Source organism: Paenibacillus arenosi, assembly GCF_014841135.1.
Taxonomy (GTDB): Bacteria; Bacillota; Bacilli; order Paenibacillales; family Paenibacillaceae; genus Paenibacillus_B; species Paenibacillus_B arenosi.
This window is the reverse complement of sequence record NZ_JACYTN010000013.1, coordinates 1-21,910: the sequence shown is the minus strand read 5'-3', so window position 1 is coordinate 21,910 and position 21,910 is coordinate 1. Positions and strand designations below refer to the sequence as shown.

The following is a 21,910-nucleotide window of genomic DNA, read 5'->3' as shown; positions in this document are numbered from 1 at the left end:
TTTACTCAAACACCATGCTTATCATTGGTATCGCCGGCGGCACCGGCTCAGGCAAGACAACTGTAGCAAGATCCGTCATTGATCGTCTTGGTTCAGACAAAGTGACATTTATATCTCAGGACAACTATTACAAGGACCACTCTCATCTCAGCATGTCAGAGCGCGAACAGATCAACTTCGATCATCCTTTCGTTTTTGACAATGAGCTGTTAATTGAGAACTTGAACGTCCTGAAGTCAGGACAAGCGGCTCATGCACCTGTCTATGACTTTACGACACACTCCCGCAAAACTGACGAGACTATTGAGCTGAAGCCGAACAACATCGTCATTATTGAAGGCCTCCACGCATTGTCTGACGAAAACTTGCGTCAGCTGCTCGATATTAAAGTATTCGTTGATACAGACCCGGATGTTCGCATTCTTCGCCGCGTATTGCGTGACATTGAAGAACGCGGGCGTACAATCCAATCTATCCATCAGCAATACTTGCGCTCGGTTAAGCCGATGCACGAAGCATTTATCGAACCATCCAAAAAATATGCTGACATCATTATCCCTGAAGGTGGAGAAAATGAAGTAGGCATTCAATTGCTGTCTATTTTGACTGAGAAATATTTGACGAGCGACTGGTCATCCAAATAATTGAGACCTGAGCTTTTCTTCTATATAGAATTGGACAAGCATTCCTTTCGAGCAATCGCAATAAACCGCGGTTGCTTTTTTGTATGGAATGGAACTGGAATAGAAAGAACATTATTATCCGTAAACTAAGGAGACCTGTATTAGATGATTTATTTAAGGGGATTATAGCCTTTTGGAATCGTTGGAGGAATACAGCACAAACGAAGCAGAGGCACACGCGAGCACGGAGGTCATCTCGCGTGTGAAGCGCACTCTGTACGATGGTAACAACATGTATAAGGTGTTGTTTAACCGAATGTTAGACAAGCAGCAAACAAAGCCTGACGATAATGAGAATTCCCCCATTGAGCCGTGAGCAATGGTTAAACGGGCAACCCTCTTCTCCATAAATGGCCTTGATTCAGTCTAATCACAGTTTAGCGAGTCGGACTTATTCGTCGCCCTCTACGTTGTGATAAACTTGCTGTACATCGTCCAAGTTTTCCAATGCATCGATCAACTTTTCGAATTGCGGCTGAGCATCAGCTTCAATTTCAACAAAGTTTTGCGGCAGCATCGTCAACTCCGCTACGCTAAATTCCGTAACGCCAGCAGCCTTGCATGCCTCTTGCACCACATGGAATTGATCCGGTTCCGCGTAAATAATGACAGCGTCATCTTCTTCTAGGATGTCACGAACATCAATATCTGCATTCATAAGCAGTTCCAACACTTCGTCTGCTGTCTTGCCTTCAAAGCCGATAACGGCTGTTTGGTCAAACATATAGCTTACAGAGCCGCTCACACCAAGGTTACCGCCATTTTTGTTAAATGCAGAACGAACCTCAGATGCCGTACGATTCACGTTATTCGTCAAAGCGTCTACGATAATCATCGATCCGTTCGGTCCGAATCCTTCATAGCGAAGCTCCTCATAGTTCTCATCAGAGCCGCCTTTCGCTTTCTCAACAGCACGGTCAATGATCGCTTTTGGTACGTTGTATGTTTTGGCACGCTCGATAACGAATTTCAAAGCCTGATTGGACTCAGGATTTGGTTCCCCTTGCTTCGCGACCACGTAAATTTCTCGACCGAACCTAGCATAGATACGACTCGTATTCGTATCTTTCGATGCCTTCTTCTCTTTAATATTGTTCCATTTACGCCCCATACTAATCTCGCTCTCTTTCCACATTTAAATGTGCATAATCAACCCAATTATATCGCTTAACGTAAATCTCGGCAAATTGGAGCCTATCTTTTTTACCAGCAACAACCTCTTTAGCACTTGGAAAATTACTGTATATATAAAGGTACCTATATATGGTCATTTTTCATATGCGTTTTTCCCTTACTAGGTTCGAGCCTGCTCCCTTATTGGGATTGTGAATATATTGATAGCGAGTACATGTCATTACGCCCGCTGTTCAAAATGATTAACGCTTTACTATGGCTGACAAAAGGTGGTTGTCATGAAAATTTTATTTCTAGAACGCGGAAAGCTGTGGTCGTATGGCTTACCCGACGGTCTTAGAGATCTTGGACATGAAGTACGCACATCAGGCCCCATTACGAGACACTCTCTATCCACCCTTTTCACCTTCTACAAACCAGACCTCCTCATTAATGTTGGCTGGGGTCTTGACCATACACCCAAAAACGAGCTTATGATGCGAGAGTTAGCGACATCATTCAAAATACCTTTGATTTACTGGTCTACTGAGGATCCCAATTTTACAAAAGTGTTCACCCTGCCTCTATTAAGCAGATTGAAGCCTGACTTCGTATTTACCATTTCACCTCAAACCGTCGACGTGTTCCGCAAAAAGGGCTATGCAGCAGCACATATGGATTTCGGCTTTCATCCTAACGTACATCGTAAACTACAGCCCATTCGAAAATATAAAGCAGACTTCGCTGTAGTCGCCAACGCTTATCCAGATGTACTGCAGAAATACCCCAAATTGTATCGACGCACATCCCTAAACACCCTTATAAAACCGCTGCTAAAAAGTGGTGCCAAAATTGACTTCTACGGGCGCAACTGGGCACGGATGAAACCGTATCTAGGCAAAGCGATTCCCAAAAGATTCCTCAAAGGACCTATTCCCTACAAAGATACAAATAAAGTGTACAGCTCAGCAAAAATTATATTAGGATTGCAAAATTATACGGACATGGTCACACAGCGCACCTATGAAGCAATCGGCTCAGGTGGATTTTTATTAACAAACAGCACCCCCGCTACGAGGCAACTATTGAAGTCAGGTCGCGACGCCGCCCTATCCTCTTCCCCGGCGGAAACTTTGAAGCTTGCCCGCTACTATTTGGCGAATGCACAAGCACGAGAACGAGTAAGACGAAATGGACGGCAGACAATATCCAAGCATAACTATACGAATCGAGCACGCTACATGCTTTCCATTCTCAAAAAACACGGATTGATTTAACTACTCTTAACGTAGACAAGAAAAGGAGGATGATAAGATGAGGGTATTGTTTCTTGAAAATCATCCGATGTGGATTCATGGTCTGCCGAACGGCTTCCGTGACTTAGGACATAACGTAAAAATTTCGGGCGTGCTGACAAAAAATAAAATCCCTTATTTGCTTCGTACCTTTCGCCCTGATCTTATTGTTAGCCTAGGATGGACAGCAGAACATAGTGTAACGAAGCGAAAATGGGTTCATCAATATGTTAAGAAATCAGGTATCCCTCATGTTTTCTGGGCGACAGAAGATCCTACCCATCACCAAACATTTTCAGCCCCCTATGTTAGCAACGTTCAACCTGATTTTGTGTTCACGATAAGTGCGGAGAAAGTACGAGACTACATCCGTATGGGCATTCCAGCGGCACATATGGACTTCGGCTATCATCACAGCGTTCACCAGCGAGGAAAAATCGAAGCAAAATATAAAAGCAGCCTTGCCGTTGTTGCAAACGGCTATTCAAAAATATTGAAGCAGTACCCGGATCATTATCGAATCCATTCCTTGCAGCAATTAATCGTACCTCTTCTGCAAGATGGAACAAAAATTGATTTTTGGGGAAGACATTGGAGTCAAATGAAGCCCATACTCGGCATTCAAGTGCCCACTGCTTGGATTCATGGCTATTTGCACTATACAGAAGCATGCAAAGTATACAGCTCTGCCGACATGATCATCGGCCCACAAAACCACCTATCTCAAGTTACGCAGCGCACATACGAAATTCTTGGATCCGGAGGATTTCTATTAACGAGCGATACACCAGAAGTTCGCCGCTTGTTTATACCTGGCAGGGATCTCGTTGTATCCAGCTCCCCTTTCGAGACACGACAGCTAATCCATTACTATTCGAATCGTCCTAATGAACGCGAGCAAATACGTCAGCAAGGTATGCATGCTGTACAACGGCATAGCTACAAAGAGCGTGCAAGTTATATGATCCATCAACTTAAAATGCATCATATTATTTAGCTTTTTTGATACAAAAAATAGGGTTGAATAATGAGCTCCTATCAAATTTCCAGTTTAACATGAAGCAAATCAGGGTATTTGTATCCGCAGGCTATCTAGCTTTTGCTGGATAGTCTTTTATTTTCTTTTTTTGAACAATATACAAATCACTGCAACAAAAACCGATAAATTACGTTAAATACTATGTAAAATGAAAGAAAGGTCGTGAAACTATTTCAAGTTCTTATCATTTCAAGAAAAACGGCTTAACGATAATCGCTTTGCTGCTCCTACTTAGCGGACTCCTCCTTATCATTTATCCGAAATGGAATACATATATGGAAGAACGACGAGAACTACAACTTCTGACGGAATGGGATACGTATTTAAAAGAACACTCCCAAGCAGGACAATCTATTCATTCTTCACAGACCACACCCACGACTACAAACAAAGTAGCTATGGAGCCAAAGCTACTAGATGGAATTCCTGTGCACGGCACGATTGCCATCGATAAGATCGACCTACGAGAACCGATCGTAGAAGGCGCTACTCCACAATCATTAAAAGTAGGCAGCGGAAGCGTTGTACCTGGCAGGGCGCCAGGCGAGATAGGAAATTACGTCTTGGCGAGCCATCGCAGCTTGAAGTTCGGACGCCATTACAACCGACTGGATGAGCTTGCAATCGGAGATTCCATTCAAGTCGAAACAGCTGATCGAACATTCACCTATACGGTTCGTTCCATAAGCATAGTCACCCCAGATGATTTATCTGTGCTGGATCAAAATCCGCACGAACGCGAATTAACACTCATTACATGTGATCCAATTGATACAGCTACCCATAGACTGATCGTAAAAGCATTTATCGAAGAAGAATTGAATTCGACAAAAATCGATTAAATTTGACAAATCCATGTCCATCCGATCACAATAGATATCCGTTATAGTTATTGATCAACAGGCAAACCAATCCTCTGATCAATTTCATATAAAATACTACACAGGAGAAGGAGAGAATCTATGCATAAGTACAACACTAGAACGTTTTTCTGTGGCCTACTGGTCATCTCAATTCTGGTGAATCTTGTGCTGCCTCCTTCACTAGTCGTTGCAAACTCAGGGCAGGGTACTCCCCTATTCCCGATAAGCAGTCATTCCAATCAATCGGTCTCGAATGCAACCTACGGCAACAATACTAGTGTCACAGGCAGTACCTATGGTGTTATTTCTACGAACATCATCACCTCTGTAACCATCACCGATGAGAAAGGGAATAATATTACCCAAGTCAGACCTAACCTAGATGAAAAAGTACAGGTCGATTTAACTTGGAAGCTCCCTGCAGGTCATCCATACGGGAATGGTTCCACTTTTACGTTCCAACTTCCAGACAAGTTCAAAGTAGACCGTAAATTAGAAGGTCAATTGGACGGTAAAGTCGGAACGTATGTCGTAACACCAGAAGGAAAAGTAACCTTCACCTTTAACGACCTCATTAAAGGCGGTCAGGAGATAGAAGGTGACTTCTTTGTATGGAGATATTTCAACAAAGACAAGTTTACAGGTGGGACGCATCAAAATATTGAATTCGTATTCGAAGCGGATTCCATCATTATCCCTGTTCATTTCAAAGGTAAAGACAATGGGAATATGAACAAGCAAGGCAAAGCCAACAAAGGCATGAATGCTAGCGAAATTAACTGGATCGTCGATATTAATACTGGTGAGCAAAAGATCGATCAAGCTGTATTCACAGATAAGCTACCCGCTGGTCTTACGATCGACTTAGGTTCCATTCGTTTGTACAAAGTGGATGTTAAGCTGGATGGTACGCTCCATCCAGAGACAAATCCAATTCCAGGCATTACTCCACAACAAACAGCAGATGGATTCGAACTGCCGTTAGGGGATATACATAATGCTTACCGCGTAACGTATACGACGAAAATTGACGGAACCGTAGATGCCTTTTATAAGAATCAGGCAACAGTTACGGGCACAAATCTGACTAAGTCGCTAGTGGGAACAACGACTGTAGAGGTAAAGTACAGCAAACCACTTGGCAAACAAAAGCTAAAGTATGATCGTGATACACAATCCGTTAATTGGTCTATTCAATACAACTATAACGAACAGCGTATCGGCCAAGCGAAAGCATATATCGAAGATCATTTTGACAAGACGAAGATGAAGCGAACAGGCGATGTCATCGTCACGCAGATGATTATTGATGACAACGGCACAGCGAAACAAGTTGGCGCCCCGCTCGTCGCAGGAACGGACTATGTCATCGATGACACAGTTAGTCACGGATTTACGGTGAAGTTCCTTAAAGATATTGAGCATGCCTATGAAATCAAATACAAAACGGAAGCCATCAATCGCGTGCACCAAGATGTGAGCATTACGAACAAGGTTATAATTCCCGACAATAAAGACAACATTACGGTGGGAGAAACGCTCACTCAAGCCATCTTCCATAAATCTGCGGTAGGTACTAACTATGCGGATAAGACAATTGGATGGAAGCTTGAGCTAAATGCTGACAAAAAGCGTATGGACAATGTTGTCATTACAGACAACATTAAAGGTCAAAATATGGCATTCATTGCTGACAGCTTTGCGGTTTCAGGTTTGAAGAAGGATGTCGACTATAAAGTCGAACCCCACCCGCAATACTCGGAAGGCTTTAAGCTCACCTTCCTAGTCAATATTACAGAGAAACATGAAATCACATATCGAACAAAGTTCGATCCGACTGCCAACAAGTCGCTATACTCGAACAAAGCTACTTTGAATTGGGAAGAGAACGGCGTTGCCCAACCTTCAATTACGAAGACGGCTACCGTTACGCCTGACAGCTACACACAGGATAATGGCAACAAGACAGGCGTTTATGATGCAGCAACAAAAGAAATTACGTGGACGATTGATATTAACTACAACCTCCACACCATTAACGACCCTGTACTTCGCGATTACTATAAAGGTAAGCAAACGTTCTTAAAAGATTCATTCAAAGTGCAGCACCTGACACTGTCCGGTAATCAAAATACGGTTACACCAGGAGCACTCGTACCGCCTTCGGAATATTCATTTGATGATACGGTGAAGAATGCAGCTGGTGATCAAGGCTTTGAGCTTCGATTCAACCAGCCGATCAATTCTGCTTACCGTATTACGTATAAGACAAGCCTTAAAGGGCTTGCTGTTGAAGGTTCATACAGTAACCATGCTATATTACATGATGGGGCCAACCCAACCAAAAATCTTTTTGAAAAAACAGCTACGGTAACACCTAAGCATAACAAGGAATATGTATTCAAGAACGGCAAGCAAGGGACAGGTGCTAATTCCGAATTTGCTTATTGGCAAGTGCATATTAACCGCAGCCAGTCCTTTATTACGGCAGGCTCCACGCTGACAGATACGCTTTCGACGAATCAGATTCTACTGCCAGATACGATTAAGCTGTATCACTACACTGTAGGAACAGACGGAACAGTTCGTAAAGGAAGTGCGGTAAATTCTGCAGACTATACCCTTGCTGCCAAGGGCAATACACTGTCGCTTACGTTTAACAAGGATATCGAAACAGCTTATCTGCTAGAGTACACCTCCTTTATTAATGCGGGTAACAAAGAAAAAATTACAAATAAGGTTTCCTTTAAAGGACAATCGACAGGAACCGTAAATGAAGACAATAACGGTGAAGTCGAAGTCAGTTTCTCCGGAGCTGGCGGCGGCGGTTCGATTGTTCAAAAAGGAAATATTAAAATCCTTAAAGAAGACAAAATTACGAAGCAGCCACTAGCTGGCGCTAAGTTCGGTCTCTATGATAAGAGCGGCAGCATGCTGCTGCAAGAAGTAGTCACGGATGCGAATGGCGAAGCTACCTTTACCAACTTTAAATACAACGAATATATCATTAAAGAGTTAGAAGCCCCGACTGGATATGTCTTGCATGCACAATATACGGGTAAAGGAAAGATCGTTCAAGTAAACAATGCATTGGTGCCAGTTACAGTACCTAATACGAAAGATGAGTGGGGAGTTGTATTGACGAAAGTTGATGCTGACGCACCTACGAAGCTTCTAGATGGCGCTGTGTTCAAGCTTCAAGCAGACGATGGCAGCGGTAGCTATCAAGATGTAGCTGGCCATACGAATTTGAAGACAGTTAAGGGTAAGATTGCTGTGAATGGCCTGAAGCCAGGTAACTATCAACTCATTGAAGTTGCGGCACCAACAGGCTATAAGCTTGATAACACACCAATCAAATTTACCATTGACTCCAATCAACAAAAATCTAAGACATTAACAGCTAGAAATAAGCAGATCAGGGGCTCTGTTGAATTGACGAAAGTCGATGCGAGCGATACTAGCAAGACAATTGCTGGTGCTGTATTCCAGCTGCAAGATCGTACGGGCAAGGCCCTACGCAGTGGATTAACGACTGCTCAATCTGGAAGACTCCCTATCGGCAATCTCCCTGTAGGAAGCTATCAGCTAGTAGAAACGAAAGCACCAGTTGGATATGTTCTAGATCCAACACCATTGAAATTCAATATTGTGGACGAACAGATGCTAACGTTCACTTTCGAAAATAACAAATCGCCAGGTTCCTTGAAATTGATCAAGATTGAAACGGGTAAGCCAACCGTTACACTTGCTGGCGCTCAGTTCAGATTGCTGGACGAGCATCAACAGCCCGTTACGGATAAGGCTGGTAAGCCGCTTCCGTTGATGACGACGAGTACAAATGGGCAGCTTATTATTCCTGCTCTACAGCCAGGCAAATATTTTGCTGAAGAAGTTGTAGCTCCTAAAGGCTATCTCATCGTTCAAAAATTGACTGAGTTCCATGTTGTGAGCGACAAAGAAACGGTGGTCACAGTAGAAAATATGCGTGAGCCACTTCCAGGTTCACTGAAGCTCATCAAGATCGAAACAGGTAAGCCATCCGTTACACTTGCAGGTGCTCAATTCCAGTTGTTAGATGAGCATCAACAGCCAGTTACCGATAAGGCTGGTAAGCCACTTCCACTTATGACAACGGGTACTAACGGAGAACTTACTGTTCCTGCCCTGAAGGCAGGTAAGTACTTTGTGGAAGAAGTGAAAGCACCTGACGGCTATCTTATTGAGCAGACGTTAACCGAGTTCGTTATCGTTAGCGAGAAAGAAACACTTCTCAAGATCGAGAACAAGCCTGAACCGCTTCCAGGTTCGTTGAAGCTTATCAAGATTGAAACGGGCAAGCCAACGGTTACACTCGCGGACGCTCAGTTCAGAATTCTGGATGAGAATCAGCAGCCAGTTATCGATAAGGCTGGTAAGCCGCTTCCGTTGATGACAACCGATGCAGATGGAATAATCAAGATTCCTACTCTTAAGCCTGGCAAGTATTTTGCCGAAGAAGTGATTGCGCCAAAAGGCTATCTCATCGAGAACAAATTAACCGAGTTCACTATCGTAAGCGAAAAAGAAACCGTTGTGTCGGTAGAAAATAAATTCGAACCACTTACAGGTTCGTTGAAGCTCATTAAGATTGAGACAGGCAAGCCGACGGTTACACTCGGGGACGCGCAATTCAGATTACTGGATGCGAATCAACAACCAGTAACAGACTTAGCGGGACAACCGCTCGCACTCATGTCTACAGACAAGAACGGGCAATTGATGATTCCGACGCTTAAACCGGGGAACTATTTTATCGAAGAGGTTAAAGCACCAGAAGGCTATCTCATTGAGCAAAAACTTACGGAGTTCACAATTGTTTCTGAACAAGAGACAGTTGTAACAGTGGAGAACAAACGCAAACCTGTTCCACCACAGCCGCCAATTATTATTCCACCAGTAGATGGCGGTGAAGAGACGCCAGAACAACCAGATGGTGGTTCGGACAACGATAAGGACAATCCTCCTGATGGTGGTACGGATAACGGTACTGACAACCCTTCTGACGGTGGGTCAGATAACGGCACTGACAACCCTTCTGACGGTGGGTCAGATAACGGCACTGACAACCCTTCTGACGGTGGGTCAGATAACGGCACTGACAATCCTGCCGACGGTGGGTCGGATAACGGCACTGACAATCCTTCTGACGGTGGGTCGGATAATGGTACTATCAATCCTCCGGATAGTGGTTCGAATGGCAGTACTGATCACCCTTCCGATGGTGGCTCGAGTAAGAACGAAACACCTGACAAAACAAAAGATAAATCTTCTAACCATGTACTACCTAAGACAGGGGAAGAAAGCTCCCTGCCTATGCAACTAGCAGGCTTTATATTGATGCTGCTCGGTGCTGCATTGCTAGTAACACGCAAGAAATGGCTGAAATCATAATATTCATTCCATAAAACAACCGCCTGCTAATATACATAGCAGGCGGTTTTCCTTTATTTTGTAACGAAAATAGCATAAAATTTCAAGTTTCCATAGGTAGTGCGTGAACTTGTTGAAGTAAAAAGTATGGAGTCAGCTCGCTGGCAGTGCACCGGTCATGCTCATCCTACAATTGCTTGTTACGAGCACGGTATGCCTTATTTTTCGCGCGATTGCCACAGGCCTTCATCGTGCACCATCTCCCCGTTCCCGGACGTGAATGGTCTACAAATACCCACTGACAGTCCGGAGCCGAACATACTCGAATTCGATGCCACATCTGGTTTCTTTTTAGCTCAAATATAAGCCCGACCAATCTTGCTACCCCATTCATTCCATCATGGTGAGCAGGATGCAGCTGTGCCGAATCATCACGAAAACGAATCGTAAACGCAAATTGATTCATCAGCTCATTCACAGCTTCCCACCCATCCTCTGCGTGATCGAACTCATTGTTTACGATCATTTTCCTAGCTTCCATTCTCAATTCCAAAGCCCGCTCCAGCACCTGCTCCGTCACTTCATCCTGTTCATCAATCAGTTGATGCTCAAGCAACCAAGCATATAAGTGCTGTGAATGCTGCAGATGCTCTTCTCCAACATCCCCTTCAAAGCGCGTCCTTCTATCGTATGTATTAAAAAAATCCGCGAGTATCTCAAGTTCTATATACGCCGTACTCATCGTCAACACCCCTATTGACTAGCCTAACATTAACCAATAAAATAGTTTTAACGGTTAATTAACCAGTAAAATAATTTAAACAGTCATATAATAACCTTTAAATGAATGAACGATCTCCAACATGCCCCCAACAACTAGAAGCATCTCCTCATCCTAACGGCAGCAATTACACAAGCAATCTTACGAATCTATGTAACAAAAGTTTATCAGAGTACCCTCAATTATCACAGTATTCATCCTAATTTTCAGCTTCATTGGTCTATGTATTTCGATTTCAGAAGTATCAGATTTTCTTATCATTCACAACCTCATATGGATAAGGAGTGTCATCTATGATTAGTACACCTTTTACCGTAAACATTGATCGCAAAGAAATTGACTATCTTCATCAACGGTTAGATCTAACTCGGTGGCCAGATGAAATTCCTAACTCTCAGTGGGAATACGGCATTCCATTGAATTGGGTGAAAGAAATGGTCAGCTATTGGAGACATGAGTTCGACTGGCGTAAAGTGGAATCCAAAATCAACTCGTATCCTAATTTCAAAATGACGATTGATGGGCTTGAAATACACTATGTCCATGTTCGTGGAAACGGTCATAATCCGATGCCGATCTTGATTTCTCATGGTTGGCCAAGCACCTTTTACGAAATGCTAGATCTCATCCCTTACCTGACTAATCCTGAACGGTATGGCGGCAATCCCGAGGATTCCTTTGATGTGGTCATCCCTTCGATTCCGGGGCATGGATTCTCAGACATTCCTGGATCATCTGGGTTTGAGGATCGGCAGGCAGCAGATATCCTTGTAAAGTTAATGCACGGATTGGGCTACAACAAGTTTGCTGCACATGGCTATGATCTTGGAGCGAGCATTCTAGGCTTACTTTGCTTGGACTATCCTGAACACGTAATCGGCTATCACACCACTTCCCCGGGCAACCCAAGCCCTTATATAGCAAAAGATGCCGCTCTATCTGAGGCGGAGCAAAAGTACCTCGACTGCTGCAAGCAGTGGTATAACGAAGAAGGTGGTTATGCGCATATACTTGGAACAAAGCCACAAACATTAGCCTACTCACTCCATGATTCACCTGTGGGGCTCGCTGCATTTATTTTAGAGAAATGGCACTTGTGGACAGGACCACAGAGCGTAAATCTAGAGCACCATGTTAGCAAGGAAAGCTTGCTGGCAAATGTGTCTTTGTATTGGTTCACCCAAACGATGAATGCGTCCAATCGTTTTTATTTTGAAGGCAAACATACGAAATGGCCAGATGAGCATGATATTTCTCAAGTACCGCTTGGTGTTGCTCTGACCGCAACACAAGCACATGAACGTCCTCCAAGAGAATACGTGGAGCGAATGTTTCCTAACCTTATGAGTTGGGAGGAGCTGAATACAGGAGGACATTTTGTAGCGGCTGAACAACCAAGATTGCTAGCGGAGAAAATACGAACGTTTTTTAGCAAGTTGAGGCAAATGGGCGATTACAACTATGATACCCAACACGTCAATACACATTCGTAGTTGATGTAAGGACAGTCCAAACACAGCATATAAATCTACGCCCGTTTCTGCTGTGTTTGGTTTGTTACTGAAAACTGAATTTACCCCGTCTAGATACTAGCTCCAACCAACCTTTACCTTTATGATGAAATTCTCACCAAATTATGCTGAAGCACGGTGTCTCCTGACTGTGGAGCAAAGGTTACTTTCGTAACGCCTGTTACGTTAGAAATCAAATCACGCGCATCTGATTGTGTGATGCGAACCTCGTACTTAAATTTAACTTTGGATACATCTGCGTACACATACACTGATTTATTAGGACCAACTCTAATCCTGCAGGTTCTCAGGCTATACGGAACGAGCTTTAGCGGAACAGGATTTCCGTCCGACCAATCAAACACCTGAACCGTCACGCTTCGACTATGGCGAGTATTTACGTTCACCACATCTACCAAAGCATAATTGGTCCTTGGTCCCTTACGTAAAATGCCAGTTGAGTATTTCACCATTCCTAACTCACCTTTCCTTTCCTACTCCTACAGTAGATGACCGGAATAAGGTAAAGTTATGGACAATTGCCTGTATTTCAGAAAATAAAAAGCCTTCAAGTACGCCGCCATGACGCACTTGAAGGTACATAGGTTATATGAAACTTCACGATACCCATACTTCAAACTAACTGTTCTGATAACTATATTTCCTTATTCCAATATGAGCAATAACTACATCTTCGATATCCGCTTCTGTGCGCTCTTCCCTCAGCGGAAGCGTTCGAAGCAGTTCATATTCCAAAATAACGACTTCATCCATGAGGTAAGCTGAAGTGTAGCTAAATGGTCGTCTTGCTTTATTCAAGGCATCGATTATCCCTCTCGATGTTCGGATTCCGATACCATGCCCAAAATACAAATTATCAGCAAGCACAACCACATTTTCTCCCTGCCACTCCGGTGTTTCAGGATCATAGTCCGGATTTTTAAAATATTGGACATCGCCAGAGTAAACCTCTAGACCACTTTCTATTTTCCGCAATGGCAAATCCCTGTCATAATGCCAGCCATATAAAATAATATCCTGAAAATGTCTATTAAAGGTTTGCTTCGGAAGTACATCTAATATGCCCTTATATAACACCATCACGATTGCCATCGAGCATTCGAATGCGTAGCGTTTGCCATTTCGGAAAATATCGTTAATTCCATCAGAAGGCAGTACATCGCTCCGCAGTTGGAACCCCCCATTTTCCATGCGATTCCAAAATTGCTCATTGCATCGCGATTGATCGAAGTCAGCAAAGTCTACCCCACTAGCATCCAGGGCTTTGGCGGCTTCCACAATACTAGCTCTTGTCTTTAGTTCAAAATGGAGAGCACCAAGGGAATCGTAACGATAAACGACAGGGCTGTTTTGTTTCTTGTTCAATATACTTCTTTCTAAGAAAGATAAAGGCAGCATATTGATTTGTTCAGCACTAACACCATGAATCAGAATCATCGTTATCCCCCATGATTTTTGATTTAGGCTATTGTATGTGTCTGCTGTGAGGTTGGTGCAACGATTCAAGCATTACACCGTATCGGAGACCGCGAATGGAATTACCATGTTGATGGGAGGATGAGCAATGAGCAAATAAAAGAGCTCTGAACCGAAGTTCAGAGCTCTTTCATCTTTAAAAATTAAAGCTTAACAACGTTCTCAGCTTGTGGACCACGGTTGCCTTGTACGATGTTGAACTCTACGCGTTGACCTTCGTCCAAAGACTTGAAGCCGTCGCCTGTGATTGCGCTGAAGTGTACGAATACATCGTTTCCGCCTTCAACTTCGATGAAACCGAAACCTTTTTCTGCGTTAAACCATTTTACGATACCTTGTTCCATTGATAAGTACCACCTTTAATTAAATGTTATATGACATTCTTATTCTTTATGCAAAAAATAAAAATCCACATACTGTACAAGGTTATTAAAGTATCAATAGCCCTCTACGTTATGTGAATTCGTTTGGGTCTCTATATCATTATTCTTATCATAACACATCTCCGCGAAAATAGATATTGGAATTAAATAAAAGACCACAAAATCGTAAAATTTTATGTTCTTAGCCTGTTCAAGTTTAACGAAACTTAACAATCAGGTTGTAATGTTGCAAGTACATAATATTACAAGGAGGGAAAAGATGCAAGATGCTATCTTTTGGGGCCCATTCATTATTAAGTACTCGTATATCGCTTTTGCCCTTTCTGCACTAGCTGCTTACACCGCCATGAAGTATTGGTTGAAAGACATGAATGAAGTAAATACTCCTGTTCTAGATGATATTACTAACGTTTCATTTTGGAGTTTACTCGTATGGAAATTCAGTGTGGTTATTTTTAACCCTATTCAAATTTTCAACAATCCTTACTACCTGCTTTATTTTAACGGAGGCGAACGCGGAATATGGCTGGCAGCTATCGTGGCCCTTATCTTCCTCATCATGAAATCGAAAAAACGAGAAATTTCAGGTTGGGTCTATATGGCAACAGTAACAACTGGCTTTTTAACCTATAAACTGATGGAAGCTCTGTTCCAGCTCTTGTTCAGCAGCACGACACAATCGATTGTGTCGGATCTCATTCCTTTTGTTATAACGTTCGCACTACTCATGTGGCTGGACATCAAAAAAGAGAACTTCAGACAACCCTTTGAAATGTACCAGCTTATTGTTTGGTTCAGTATCGGCCAAATACTCAGTGCCTTTCTACAAGATAATCGGGCAGCCGTGTTTATGGGATTATCCATAGAACAGCTTATTTTTTTCATTCTTGCACTGAGCTGCTTATTTTTACAGAACTTCAAAATGAAGAGCGACTTTCATGTTTCTAAGTAATATCGCTCTCTCGTAACCGAATTATTTGGCTGGAGGATATATAAATGGATGATATCTCAATTTTATTTGCTATCGCAGCAGGCATGCTCTCTTTCCTTTCGCCTTGTATTTTCCCGCTTTTGCCTGCCTATGTGGCCAATTTGACAGGCTCCTATGTGAGCGGGGATAAATTAATTATTTCCAAAAGAACACTGTTTATGCGCTCCATCTTCTTTATTCTAGGTTTTACTATCGTATTTATGACAATGGGTGCTTCCGCTAGTGTAATTGGACAAGTTTTCGCTGCAAATCGAGGAATCATTGAAAAAGTCAGCGGACTGCTCATTATTATGTTCGGCCTACAAACAGCAGGGCTCTTAAACCTTCGTTTTCTTATGTTTCAAAAGAGGTGGGAAGCCAAAGGTTCTAAAGGAAGCTGGAATTCATTTATCGTAGGGCTGGCATTTGGAACCGGCTGGACACCTTGTGTCGGACTGGCATTATCTTCAATCCTAATCCTTGCAGGATCTACAGAAACGATGTCCAGCGGAATCCTCCTTTTGCTTTTTTATTCATTAGGCTTAGGAATTCCCTTTCTACTGATCTCATTCCTGTTGACCAAATCTTTTAAAGTGATGAAAAAGGTAAACAAGCTACTTCCTCGGCTGTCGCTCATAAATGGATGGATTCTAATCGTACTGGGCTTGCTGCTATTTACCGGACAACTACAAAAACTAAGTGCTTGGCTCGCCGCTATGGCGCCGCCAATTCTTTAAGCTAGAAAGGATAACTATACTATGAAAACATCGATGAAGAAGAATATATTCATTATCGCCATCCTGTTCGGATTAGTTTCATGGGGTATCTACGATACAATCAAGAAAAACAATATGAAGCAAGAAAGCCTAGCAAACACGGAGCAGGCTAAAAATAAAGTGGATGAGTCTTCACTTGAAGTAGGCATTAACCAGGGTAACCTTGCCCCCGACTTTGAGCTCAAGACATTAGAAGGCGAAAGCATCAAGCTTTCCGATTATAGAGGAAAAAAGGTAATCTTAAATATGTGGGCAACATGGTGTCCACCTTGTAAAGTTGAGATGCCAGATATGCAAAAAATTTACGAGAAATACAAAGATGAAAATGTAACTATTCTAGCTGTAAATATGACGCAAACGGAGAAGAATGTAGATAGCATTCCTACATTTTTAGATGAAATGGGGATTACATTCCCCGTTGTATTAGACCCTAAAAGTGAAATAGCCTTCATTTATCAATCCTATATGCTTCCGACAAGTTATGTCATTGATTCTAATGGAATTGTTCAACAGAAGATTACAGGACCGATGCATTATGAAATGATGGAAAAGATGATTACTGAAATAAATTAGTGAGGTTGGAGGTATTCAGAATGACTGCAATGGGGACAGGGATATTGGTGGTAGAGGACGACTTTAAGATTCGTAAGCTCATCGTCCTTTATCTTCAAAAGGAAGGGTATGAAGTATATGAAGCTGGAGATGGGGAGGAAGCCCTCGAACTCTTTAAAAAGCACGATCCTTGCCTCGTCATTCTGGATTTAATGCTTCCCAAAGTTAGCGGAGAGGAAGTCTGCCGAAGTATTCGGGCAGATTTAAAAGAACAAGTTCCTATCATTATGTTAACCGCGAAAGTAGCTGAACATAATCGGATCGAGGGTTTGAAATCTGGGGCCGATGATTATGTTACGAAGCCATTCAGTCCAGCTGAATTGGTTGCCCGCGTAGAATCTGTTCTAAGGAGAACGGGCCAACGCTGTAGCAAAATCACATACCGTGGTCTCACGATCAAAACATTACGAGGAGAAGTCCACTACAACGGAGAGCCCATTTTGCTGACACAACATGAGTTTCGCCTTTTGCATTTTTTGATGACACATCCGAATCATATTTTGACAAGAGAACAAATCATTAATGAACTATATCCCAATAATGAAAAGGTCGTTATCGAAAGAACGATTGATGTGCATATTGGCAAGCTGAGAGAAAAACTAAAGTGGGATGGGGATAGCGAACTCATTGAAACCATCCGGGGAATGGGGTATCGCTTTGTTGCCTTTTAAACATAATCCCATACGGATCAATGTCATGTGGAAATTAATTATTATCAATGTAGCCGTCATTGGTATCGCTATCTGGCTAGCTGGTGTTTCGGTAAAAGACTATGCCTGCCTATTATTTTCCAACTATCCTTCTGTAAGTCCAGAAGACAGCATTGCCTTTACTCAAACGATGCAAGCTTTCTTAATCAAGGCCAGTCTGTTGGCCGTTGTCATTGCAGGCGTGTTCCATTTCTATTTTGTTAAAAAACTTCTTCTTCCTCTGAAAAAGTTGAGTGATGCTACGCGACAACTGGCCCAAGGCGAGATGCCTGAACCATTATCCGTTCAAATACGTGACGAAATTGGTCAATTAACGGAAGACTTTAATCATTTAAGTCTGCGATTGCGACAGGTGGATGAGCTTAGAAAAAAAATGCTGTCCGATATTGCCCATGAGCTGCGTACACCTTTGACGAATATTAATGGCTATTTGGAAGCTTTAAGCACAGGAATTATTCAAGGCAGCAAAGAGATGTATGAGTCTCTTCATGAAGAATCGATCCGCATAACCCGTTTAGTTGAGCAACTGCACCAGTTAAATGTATGGCAAGCTAAGAAAATTTCTAATGAGCAAGAGAAAAAGGTACTTCCTATTCATAAAGTAATTGAATCCTGCATCGATCACTTTGCACTACAATTTAAAGATAGAGGCATCTCTCTTCAATACGATACGGAATCTGCGCGAGTGTTCGGAGATGAGGATGGGCTCATACAAGTGCTGTATAATCTTTTGACTAATGTGCTTCAATACGATCAGGGGGGCTGGGTTACAATTGAAGGGAAGTTGAACGACGCCCATACCGATTATCAAATTATAGTCACCAATATAGGTCAACCTATCCCAGATGAACAAACATCTCTTATCTTTGAACGATTCTACCGACTGGATTCGTCTCGCAGCAGAGATACGGGTGGATCAGGATTAGGGTTGTCTTTGGTTAAGGAAATTGTAGAACAGCAGGGTGGTAAAACAGGATTACACTCGGAAGGAAATGAGCATTCCTTTTGGTTTACAGTGCCATTACAGTAATGCCTTTTACGAGGCATTTACAACATCATCAGTATTCCGTGCAAGGACTGGTTGCTTAAAAAGATCGGTCCTTTTAAGTTCTATTCCGCTCATTCATACAAAAGAGAGCACCTCATAAGGTACTCTCTAATCTGAAGGAAATGCAGCGGATATAGCCGATGCTTGTAAATCGTTCGAATTATTGAAATAAGAATGCCCATCTACATCTCCTCCAGAATCTAAATGCCCGAATTGCACCTGACCAGGAAGCAAGGGCTGAGCTGAGTAAGGAACACTATTAACTTTCTCTTGAGCTGAGATATGCGGAACGCAGTATCTTATAACCAACCAGCGCGATTGCCACTGCAGCCATTCCCGCTGCAATAGCTACGACAAACCCCGTTCGAGCCCCCAAGCCATCCACAATCCCTCCTGCAGCAGCTGAACCTAGAGACACGCCAATGCCCAAGCCAGTAATCGCCCAAGTCATCCCTTCTGTTACCTGAGATTCGGGTACTATTTTCTCCACCAACCCCATCGTAATAATCATGGTAGGAGCCACGGATATTCCAGCAAAAAAAACGGCTACCGCCAATTTTCCTATACTATCTACAAGCAATAATGGAAACATCGTGACCATCGATAAGGTCACTGCCCACAAAAATTGGCGTTGTAGCGGTATATTCAACCGAAGCGTGCCATAAATGAGTCCTGCCAAGCAAGAACCTATCGCGTATACAGAGAGCACAAAGCTTGCGGCTACCGTATTCCCCTCATGTTCTGCAAAAGCAACACTTACTACATCGACCGTACCAAAAATAGTCCCAATAGCAATAAGCGTTAATACTAGCACTTGAAGTGATCTAATTTTAATAACCGTTCCTGTGTTGTTCATACTAAGTGGATGTACAGCGGGTTCTGTACTTTTCTGCATCGTAAACAGCAATACACCTATCGCCAGAAATACGCATGAGACCAGTGGACCCGCTTCGGGAAACATCATGACACTAAGCCCAACCGATATAATGGGGCCGACAATAAAACATAATTCGTCAATAACGGATTCAAAAGAAAACGCGGTATTTAACTTTTGGGAACCCCTATACAACTCAGCCCAACGCGCCCGAACCATAGCTGACATATTCGGCATACATCCCGCTAGTAGCGCAAATAGGAAGAGTGTCCAATCCGGCGCTTCATATCTCGTGCACAGCAACAGCAAAATAACCGATGTTACACTGAAGCCTGCAGCTGGCAGCAGTACACGAGATTGTCCCAACCGGTCTACAAGACGAGAAATTTGAGGAGCTATCAACGCAGTTGCTAACGCAAAAGTCGCTGCTACAGCACCAGCCAACCAATACTCACCTCGCAGTTGAGACAGCATCGTAACAATGCCAATTCCCATCATCGATATGGGCATACGGGCGATAAATCCCGCCGCAGAGAAGCCCTTTGTACCAGGGGCATCGAATAGTTCACGGTATGGATTAGCCATGATGCACCCCCAAATAGGAACCAACTAGAAAAACAATACTCATTCCTCTAACTCCTCTCTATGATGAAACTCGAATCATTTGACATACGCCACGTATGTGAATTAATATAAATACATACGCTACGTATGTCAATGTGCAATTTAGTAATTTCAATTATCAACTTAGGTAAGCAGGTGAATAAATGGCTCGTAAAGCACGTTCAGAGATGATTGCGGAAACGCGCACCAAATTAGTTAGTGCCGCAAGAGAGGCGTTTGGCACAATTGGCTATGCTCAAACATCGATGGATGATTTCACAGCTTCAGTCGGTCTGACACGAGGGGCACTTTATCATCACTTCGGGGACAAAAAAGGGCTGTTAGAAGCCGTAGTCAAACAAATTGACGGGGAAATGGATATTCGTTTAGGGCACATTTCAGATGCAGCCGCAGGAATGTGGGAAGGTTTCGTTGAGCGCTGTCAGGCCTATCTCGCTATGGCACTTGAACCAGAAATACAACGCATTGTGCTTAGAGATGCGCCATCTGTACTCGGCAATGCCTATGCGCAATCTTCTCAGTCTCACTGCCTAGCCACGATGGCAAATACACTACAGAAATTGATGATCGACCAAGTCATTATAACCACCGATCATGAAGCATTGGCAAGAATGTTAAATGGAGGACTTATGGACAGCGCCTTTTGGATCGCTAATTCTGACAATCCTGACGCCGAATTGGCCAAGGCTATGCAGAGCGTTTCCATTGTATTGAATGGTTTGCTAGTGAAGAAAGATTAGTTACGTTACATTCATGTAAAAAGGACACCTACAATGGTGTCCTTCAAAACTTTTAAAGGCGGAATATACTTGGATACTCAAATATATTTAGACAAAATTGTAGCTCACTTCAAGGAAGAACTTAAAGAAAACTTGCTAGGCATTTACTTACATGGATCACTATCTATGGGCTGCTTTAACCCCCATAAAAGCGATGTTGATTTCATCGTCGTTATTAAAGATCGTCTAACTTCGGTCAACGGACTCAATATTGCAAAAATTGCATTAAACTTGCACAACGAGATGCCAAATGCGAGAGGCCTCGAATTTCATGTTATTTTGGAGTCCTACTTGGCTCAGTTTGTATATCCTACCCCTTGCGAATTTCATTACTCTGACTTTCATAAAGAAAGATATCATTCAGATACAAGTTATCTATGTGGAGGATATGAAGATTATGATCTTGCCTCCCAACTCGTTGTTGCCTATCATCGAGGATTGGCGTTATACGGTAAACCATTGAATGAGTTGTACGAGCCTATTGAAAAACAGTACTATTTAGCGTCTATACTTTATGATATCGAGAATGCGAATGCTGATATTTTGCATAATACGATGTACATCACGCTAAATTTGTGTAGAGTTCTGCATTATTTAAGAGAAGATATAATTTGCTCCAAGAAGGAAGGTGGAGAATGGGGCATTACTTCGCTACCAATTCAATATCATGATTTAATAAAAAAATGCTTAGGGGAATACACTGGCTCTGCTGCAAACATTAATTACGAAGATCAGCCTTTGTCTGATTTTGCTCAAACGATGTTGCATGAGATAAAACGTTTCATTTAATTGCTTATCCTATCAGACTCCTACCTATACAATCGAGTAGGAGGGGGCGCCTAGCCCCCGTCCTCTCACACCACCGTACATGCGGGTCCGCATACGGCGGTTCCAAAAGGTTAACAAAGTTCTACATAACGAGTAAGTAAACTTCTCAGCC

Annotated in this window: 20 protein-coding genes; 14 read left to right on the top strand and 6 right to left on the bottom strand. The window is 42.7% G+C overall.

From position 1 onward, the window contains the following. Nucleotides 1–14 precede the first annotated feature (14 nt). Entirely contained in the window at nucleotides 15–644 is a 630-nt protein-coding gene (udk, locus tag IFO66_RS15085) for a uridine kinase (RefSeq protein WP_144992969.1), read from the top strand. A gap of 172 nt (nucleotides 645–816) precedes the next feature. Then, nucleotides 817–999 (top strand): hypothetical protein, encoded by a 183-nt coding sequence (locus IFO66_RS15080; RefSeq protein WP_420488673.1) that lies wholly within the window; start codon nucleotides 817–819, stop codon nucleotides 997–999. Nucleotides 1,000–1,074: 75 nt separating this feature from the next. Here the strand turns inward: IFO66_RS15080 and IFO66_RS15075 are convergent, their stop codons facing one another. Further along, complete coding sequence (locus IFO66_RS15075) at nucleotides 1,075–1,794, bottom strand: YebC/PmpR family DNA-binding transcriptional regulator (protein WP_192025954.1); 720 nt, start codon at nucleotides 1,792–1,794, stop codon at nucleotides 1,075–1,077. Nucleotides 1,795–2,095: 301 nt separating this feature from the next. Between IFO66_RS15075 and IFO66_RS15070 the strand changes: the two genes are divergently transcribed. The 4 genes from IFO66_RS15070 (at nucleotide 2,096) to IFO66_RS15055 (ending at nucleotide 10,426) form a co-directional block, all read left to right on the top strand. Then, nucleotides 2,096–3,073, top strand: a complete 978-nt coding sequence (locus IFO66_RS15070) for a CgeB family protein (protein ID WP_225445798.1) — start codon at nucleotides 2,096–2,098, stop codon at nucleotides 3,071–3,073. Nucleotides 3,074–3,110: 37 nt separating this feature from the next. Beyond that, nucleotides 3,111–4,088 carry a CgeB family protein gene (locus tag IFO66_RS15065; RefSeq protein ID WP_192025952.1) on the top strand — a complete coding sequence of 326 codons (978 nt, stop codon included), beginning with the start codon at nucleotides 3,111–3,113 and terminating at the stop codon, nucleotides 4,086–4,088. 317 nt (nucleotides 4,089–4,405) lie between these two features. Beyond that, the gene (locus tag IFO66_RS15060; RefSeq protein WP_192025951.1) at nucleotides 4,406–4,972 is read left to right on the top strand and encodes a class D sortase; all 567 of its coding nucleotides are present in this window, start codon (nucleotides 4,406–4,408) and stop codon (nucleotides 4,970–4,972) included. Nucleotides 4,973–5,092: 120 nt separating this feature from the next. Continuing rightward, nucleotides 5,093–10,426: a SpaA isopeptide-forming pilin-related protein gene (locus tag IFO66_RS15055; RefSeq protein ID WP_192025950.1), complete on the top strand. Its 5,334-nt coding sequence runs from the start codon at nucleotides 5,093–5,095 to the stop codon at nucleotides 10,424–10,426. A 166-nt stretch (nucleotides 10,427–10,592) separates the two neighbouring features. Here the strand turns inward: IFO66_RS15055 and IFO66_RS15050 are convergent, their stop codons facing one another. Further along, complete coding sequence (locus tag IFO66_RS15050) at nucleotides 10,593–11,147, bottom strand: CGNR zinc finger domain-containing protein (protein ID WP_192025949.1); 555 nt, start codon at nucleotides 11,145–11,147, stop codon at nucleotides 10,593–10,595. Nucleotides 11,148–11,479: 332 nt separating this feature from the next. Here IFO66_RS15050 and IFO66_RS15045 point away from each other — a divergent pair, with 332 nt between their 5' ends. Beyond that, entirely contained in the window at nucleotides 11,480–12,679 is a 1,200-nt protein-coding gene (locus IFO66_RS15045) for an epoxide hydrolase family protein (RefSeq protein ID WP_192025948.1), read from the top strand. Nucleotides 12,680–12,798: 119 nt separating this feature from the next. Here the strand turns inward: IFO66_RS15045 and IFO66_RS15040 are convergent, their stop codons facing one another. The 3 genes from IFO66_RS15040 to IFO66_RS15030 form a co-directional block, all read right to left on the bottom strand. Further along, complete coding sequence (locus tag IFO66_RS15040; protein WP_192025947.1) at nucleotides 12,799–13,170, bottom strand: hypothetical protein; 372 nt, start codon at nucleotides 13,168–13,170, stop codon at nucleotides 12,799–12,801. A 166-nt stretch (nucleotides 13,171–13,336) separates the two neighbouring features. Beyond that, nucleotides 13,337–14,155 carry a protein-glutamine gamma-glutamyltransferase gene (locus IFO66_RS15035; RefSeq protein WP_192025946.1) on the bottom strand — a complete coding sequence of 273 codons (819 nt, stop codon included), beginning with the start codon at nucleotides 14,153–14,155 and terminating at the stop codon, nucleotides 13,337–13,339. A 182-nt stretch (nucleotides 14,156–14,337) separates the two neighbouring features. Then, nucleotides 14,338–14,538, bottom strand: a complete 201-nt coding sequence (locus IFO66_RS15030) for a cold-shock protein (RefSeq protein WP_028594447.1) — start codon at nucleotides 14,536–14,538, stop codon at nucleotides 14,338–14,340. A gap of 298 nt (nucleotides 14,539–14,836) precedes the next feature. Between IFO66_RS15030 and IFO66_RS15025 the strand changes: the two genes are divergently transcribed. From IFO66_RS15025 to IFO66_RS15005, 5 genes are read left to right on the top strand one after another with little or no spacing between them, the layout of a single operon-like run. After that, on the top strand, nucleotides 14,837–15,529 hold the full coding sequence (locus IFO66_RS15025) for a hypothetical protein (RefSeq protein ID WP_192025945.1): 693 nt from the start codon (nucleotides 14,837–14,839) through the stop codon (nucleotides 15,527–15,529). Between the two features lie 44 nt (nucleotides 15,530–15,573). Beyond that, on the top strand, nucleotides 15,574–16,284 hold the full coding sequence (locus IFO66_RS15020) for a cytochrome c biogenesis CcdA family protein (RefSeq protein WP_192025944.1): 711 nt from the start codon (nucleotides 15,574–15,576) through the stop codon (nucleotides 16,282–16,284). A gap of 21 nt (nucleotides 16,285–16,305) precedes the next feature. Continuing rightward, nucleotides 16,306–16,896, top strand: coding sequence for a TlpA disulfide reductase family protein (locus IFO66_RS15015; protein WP_225445797.1), 591 nt, complete (start codon nucleotides 16,306–16,308; stop codon nucleotides 16,894–16,896). A gap of 20 nt (nucleotides 16,897–16,916) precedes the next feature. Next, nucleotides 16,917–17,606 (top strand): response regulator, encoded by a 690-nt coding sequence (locus tag IFO66_RS15010; RefSeq protein WP_192025943.1) that lies wholly within the window; start codon nucleotides 16,917–16,919, stop codon nucleotides 17,604–17,606. A gap of 25 nt (nucleotides 17,607–17,631) precedes the next feature. Further along, the gene (locus IFO66_RS15005; RefSeq protein WP_225445796.1) at nucleotides 17,632–18,675 is read left to right on the top strand and encodes a sensor histidine kinase; all 1,044 of its coding nucleotides are present in this window, start codon (nucleotides 17,632–17,634) and stop codon (nucleotides 18,673–18,675) included. Between the two features lie 277 nt (nucleotides 18,676–18,952). On the opposite strand, the gene IFO66_RS15000 is transcribed toward IFO66_RS15005, so the two are convergent. After that, the gene (locus IFO66_RS15000; protein ID WP_192025941.1) at nucleotides 18,953–20,152 is read right to left on the bottom strand and encodes an MFS transporter; all 1,200 of its coding nucleotides are present in this window, start codon (nucleotides 20,150–20,152) and stop codon (nucleotides 18,953–18,955) included. Nucleotides 20,153–20,334: 182 nt separating this feature from the next. On the opposite strand from IFO66_RS15000, the gene IFO66_RS14995 reads away from it, so the two are divergent. Both IFO66_RS14995 and IFO66_RS14990 read left to right on the top strand, forming a co-directional pair. Then, nucleotides 20,335–20,931: a TetR/AcrR family transcriptional regulator gene (locus IFO66_RS14995; protein WP_192025940.1), complete on the top strand. Its 597-nt coding sequence runs from the start codon at nucleotides 20,335–20,337 to the stop codon at nucleotides 20,929–20,931. A 69-nt stretch (nucleotides 20,932–21,000) separates the two neighbouring features. Continuing rightward, nucleotides 21,001–21,759, top strand: coding sequence for an aminoglycoside adenylyltransferase domain-containing protein (locus IFO66_RS14990; protein ID WP_225445795.1), 759 nt, complete (start codon nucleotides 21,001–21,003; stop codon nucleotides 21,757–21,759). Nucleotides 21,760–21,910: the final 151 nt, after the last annotated feature.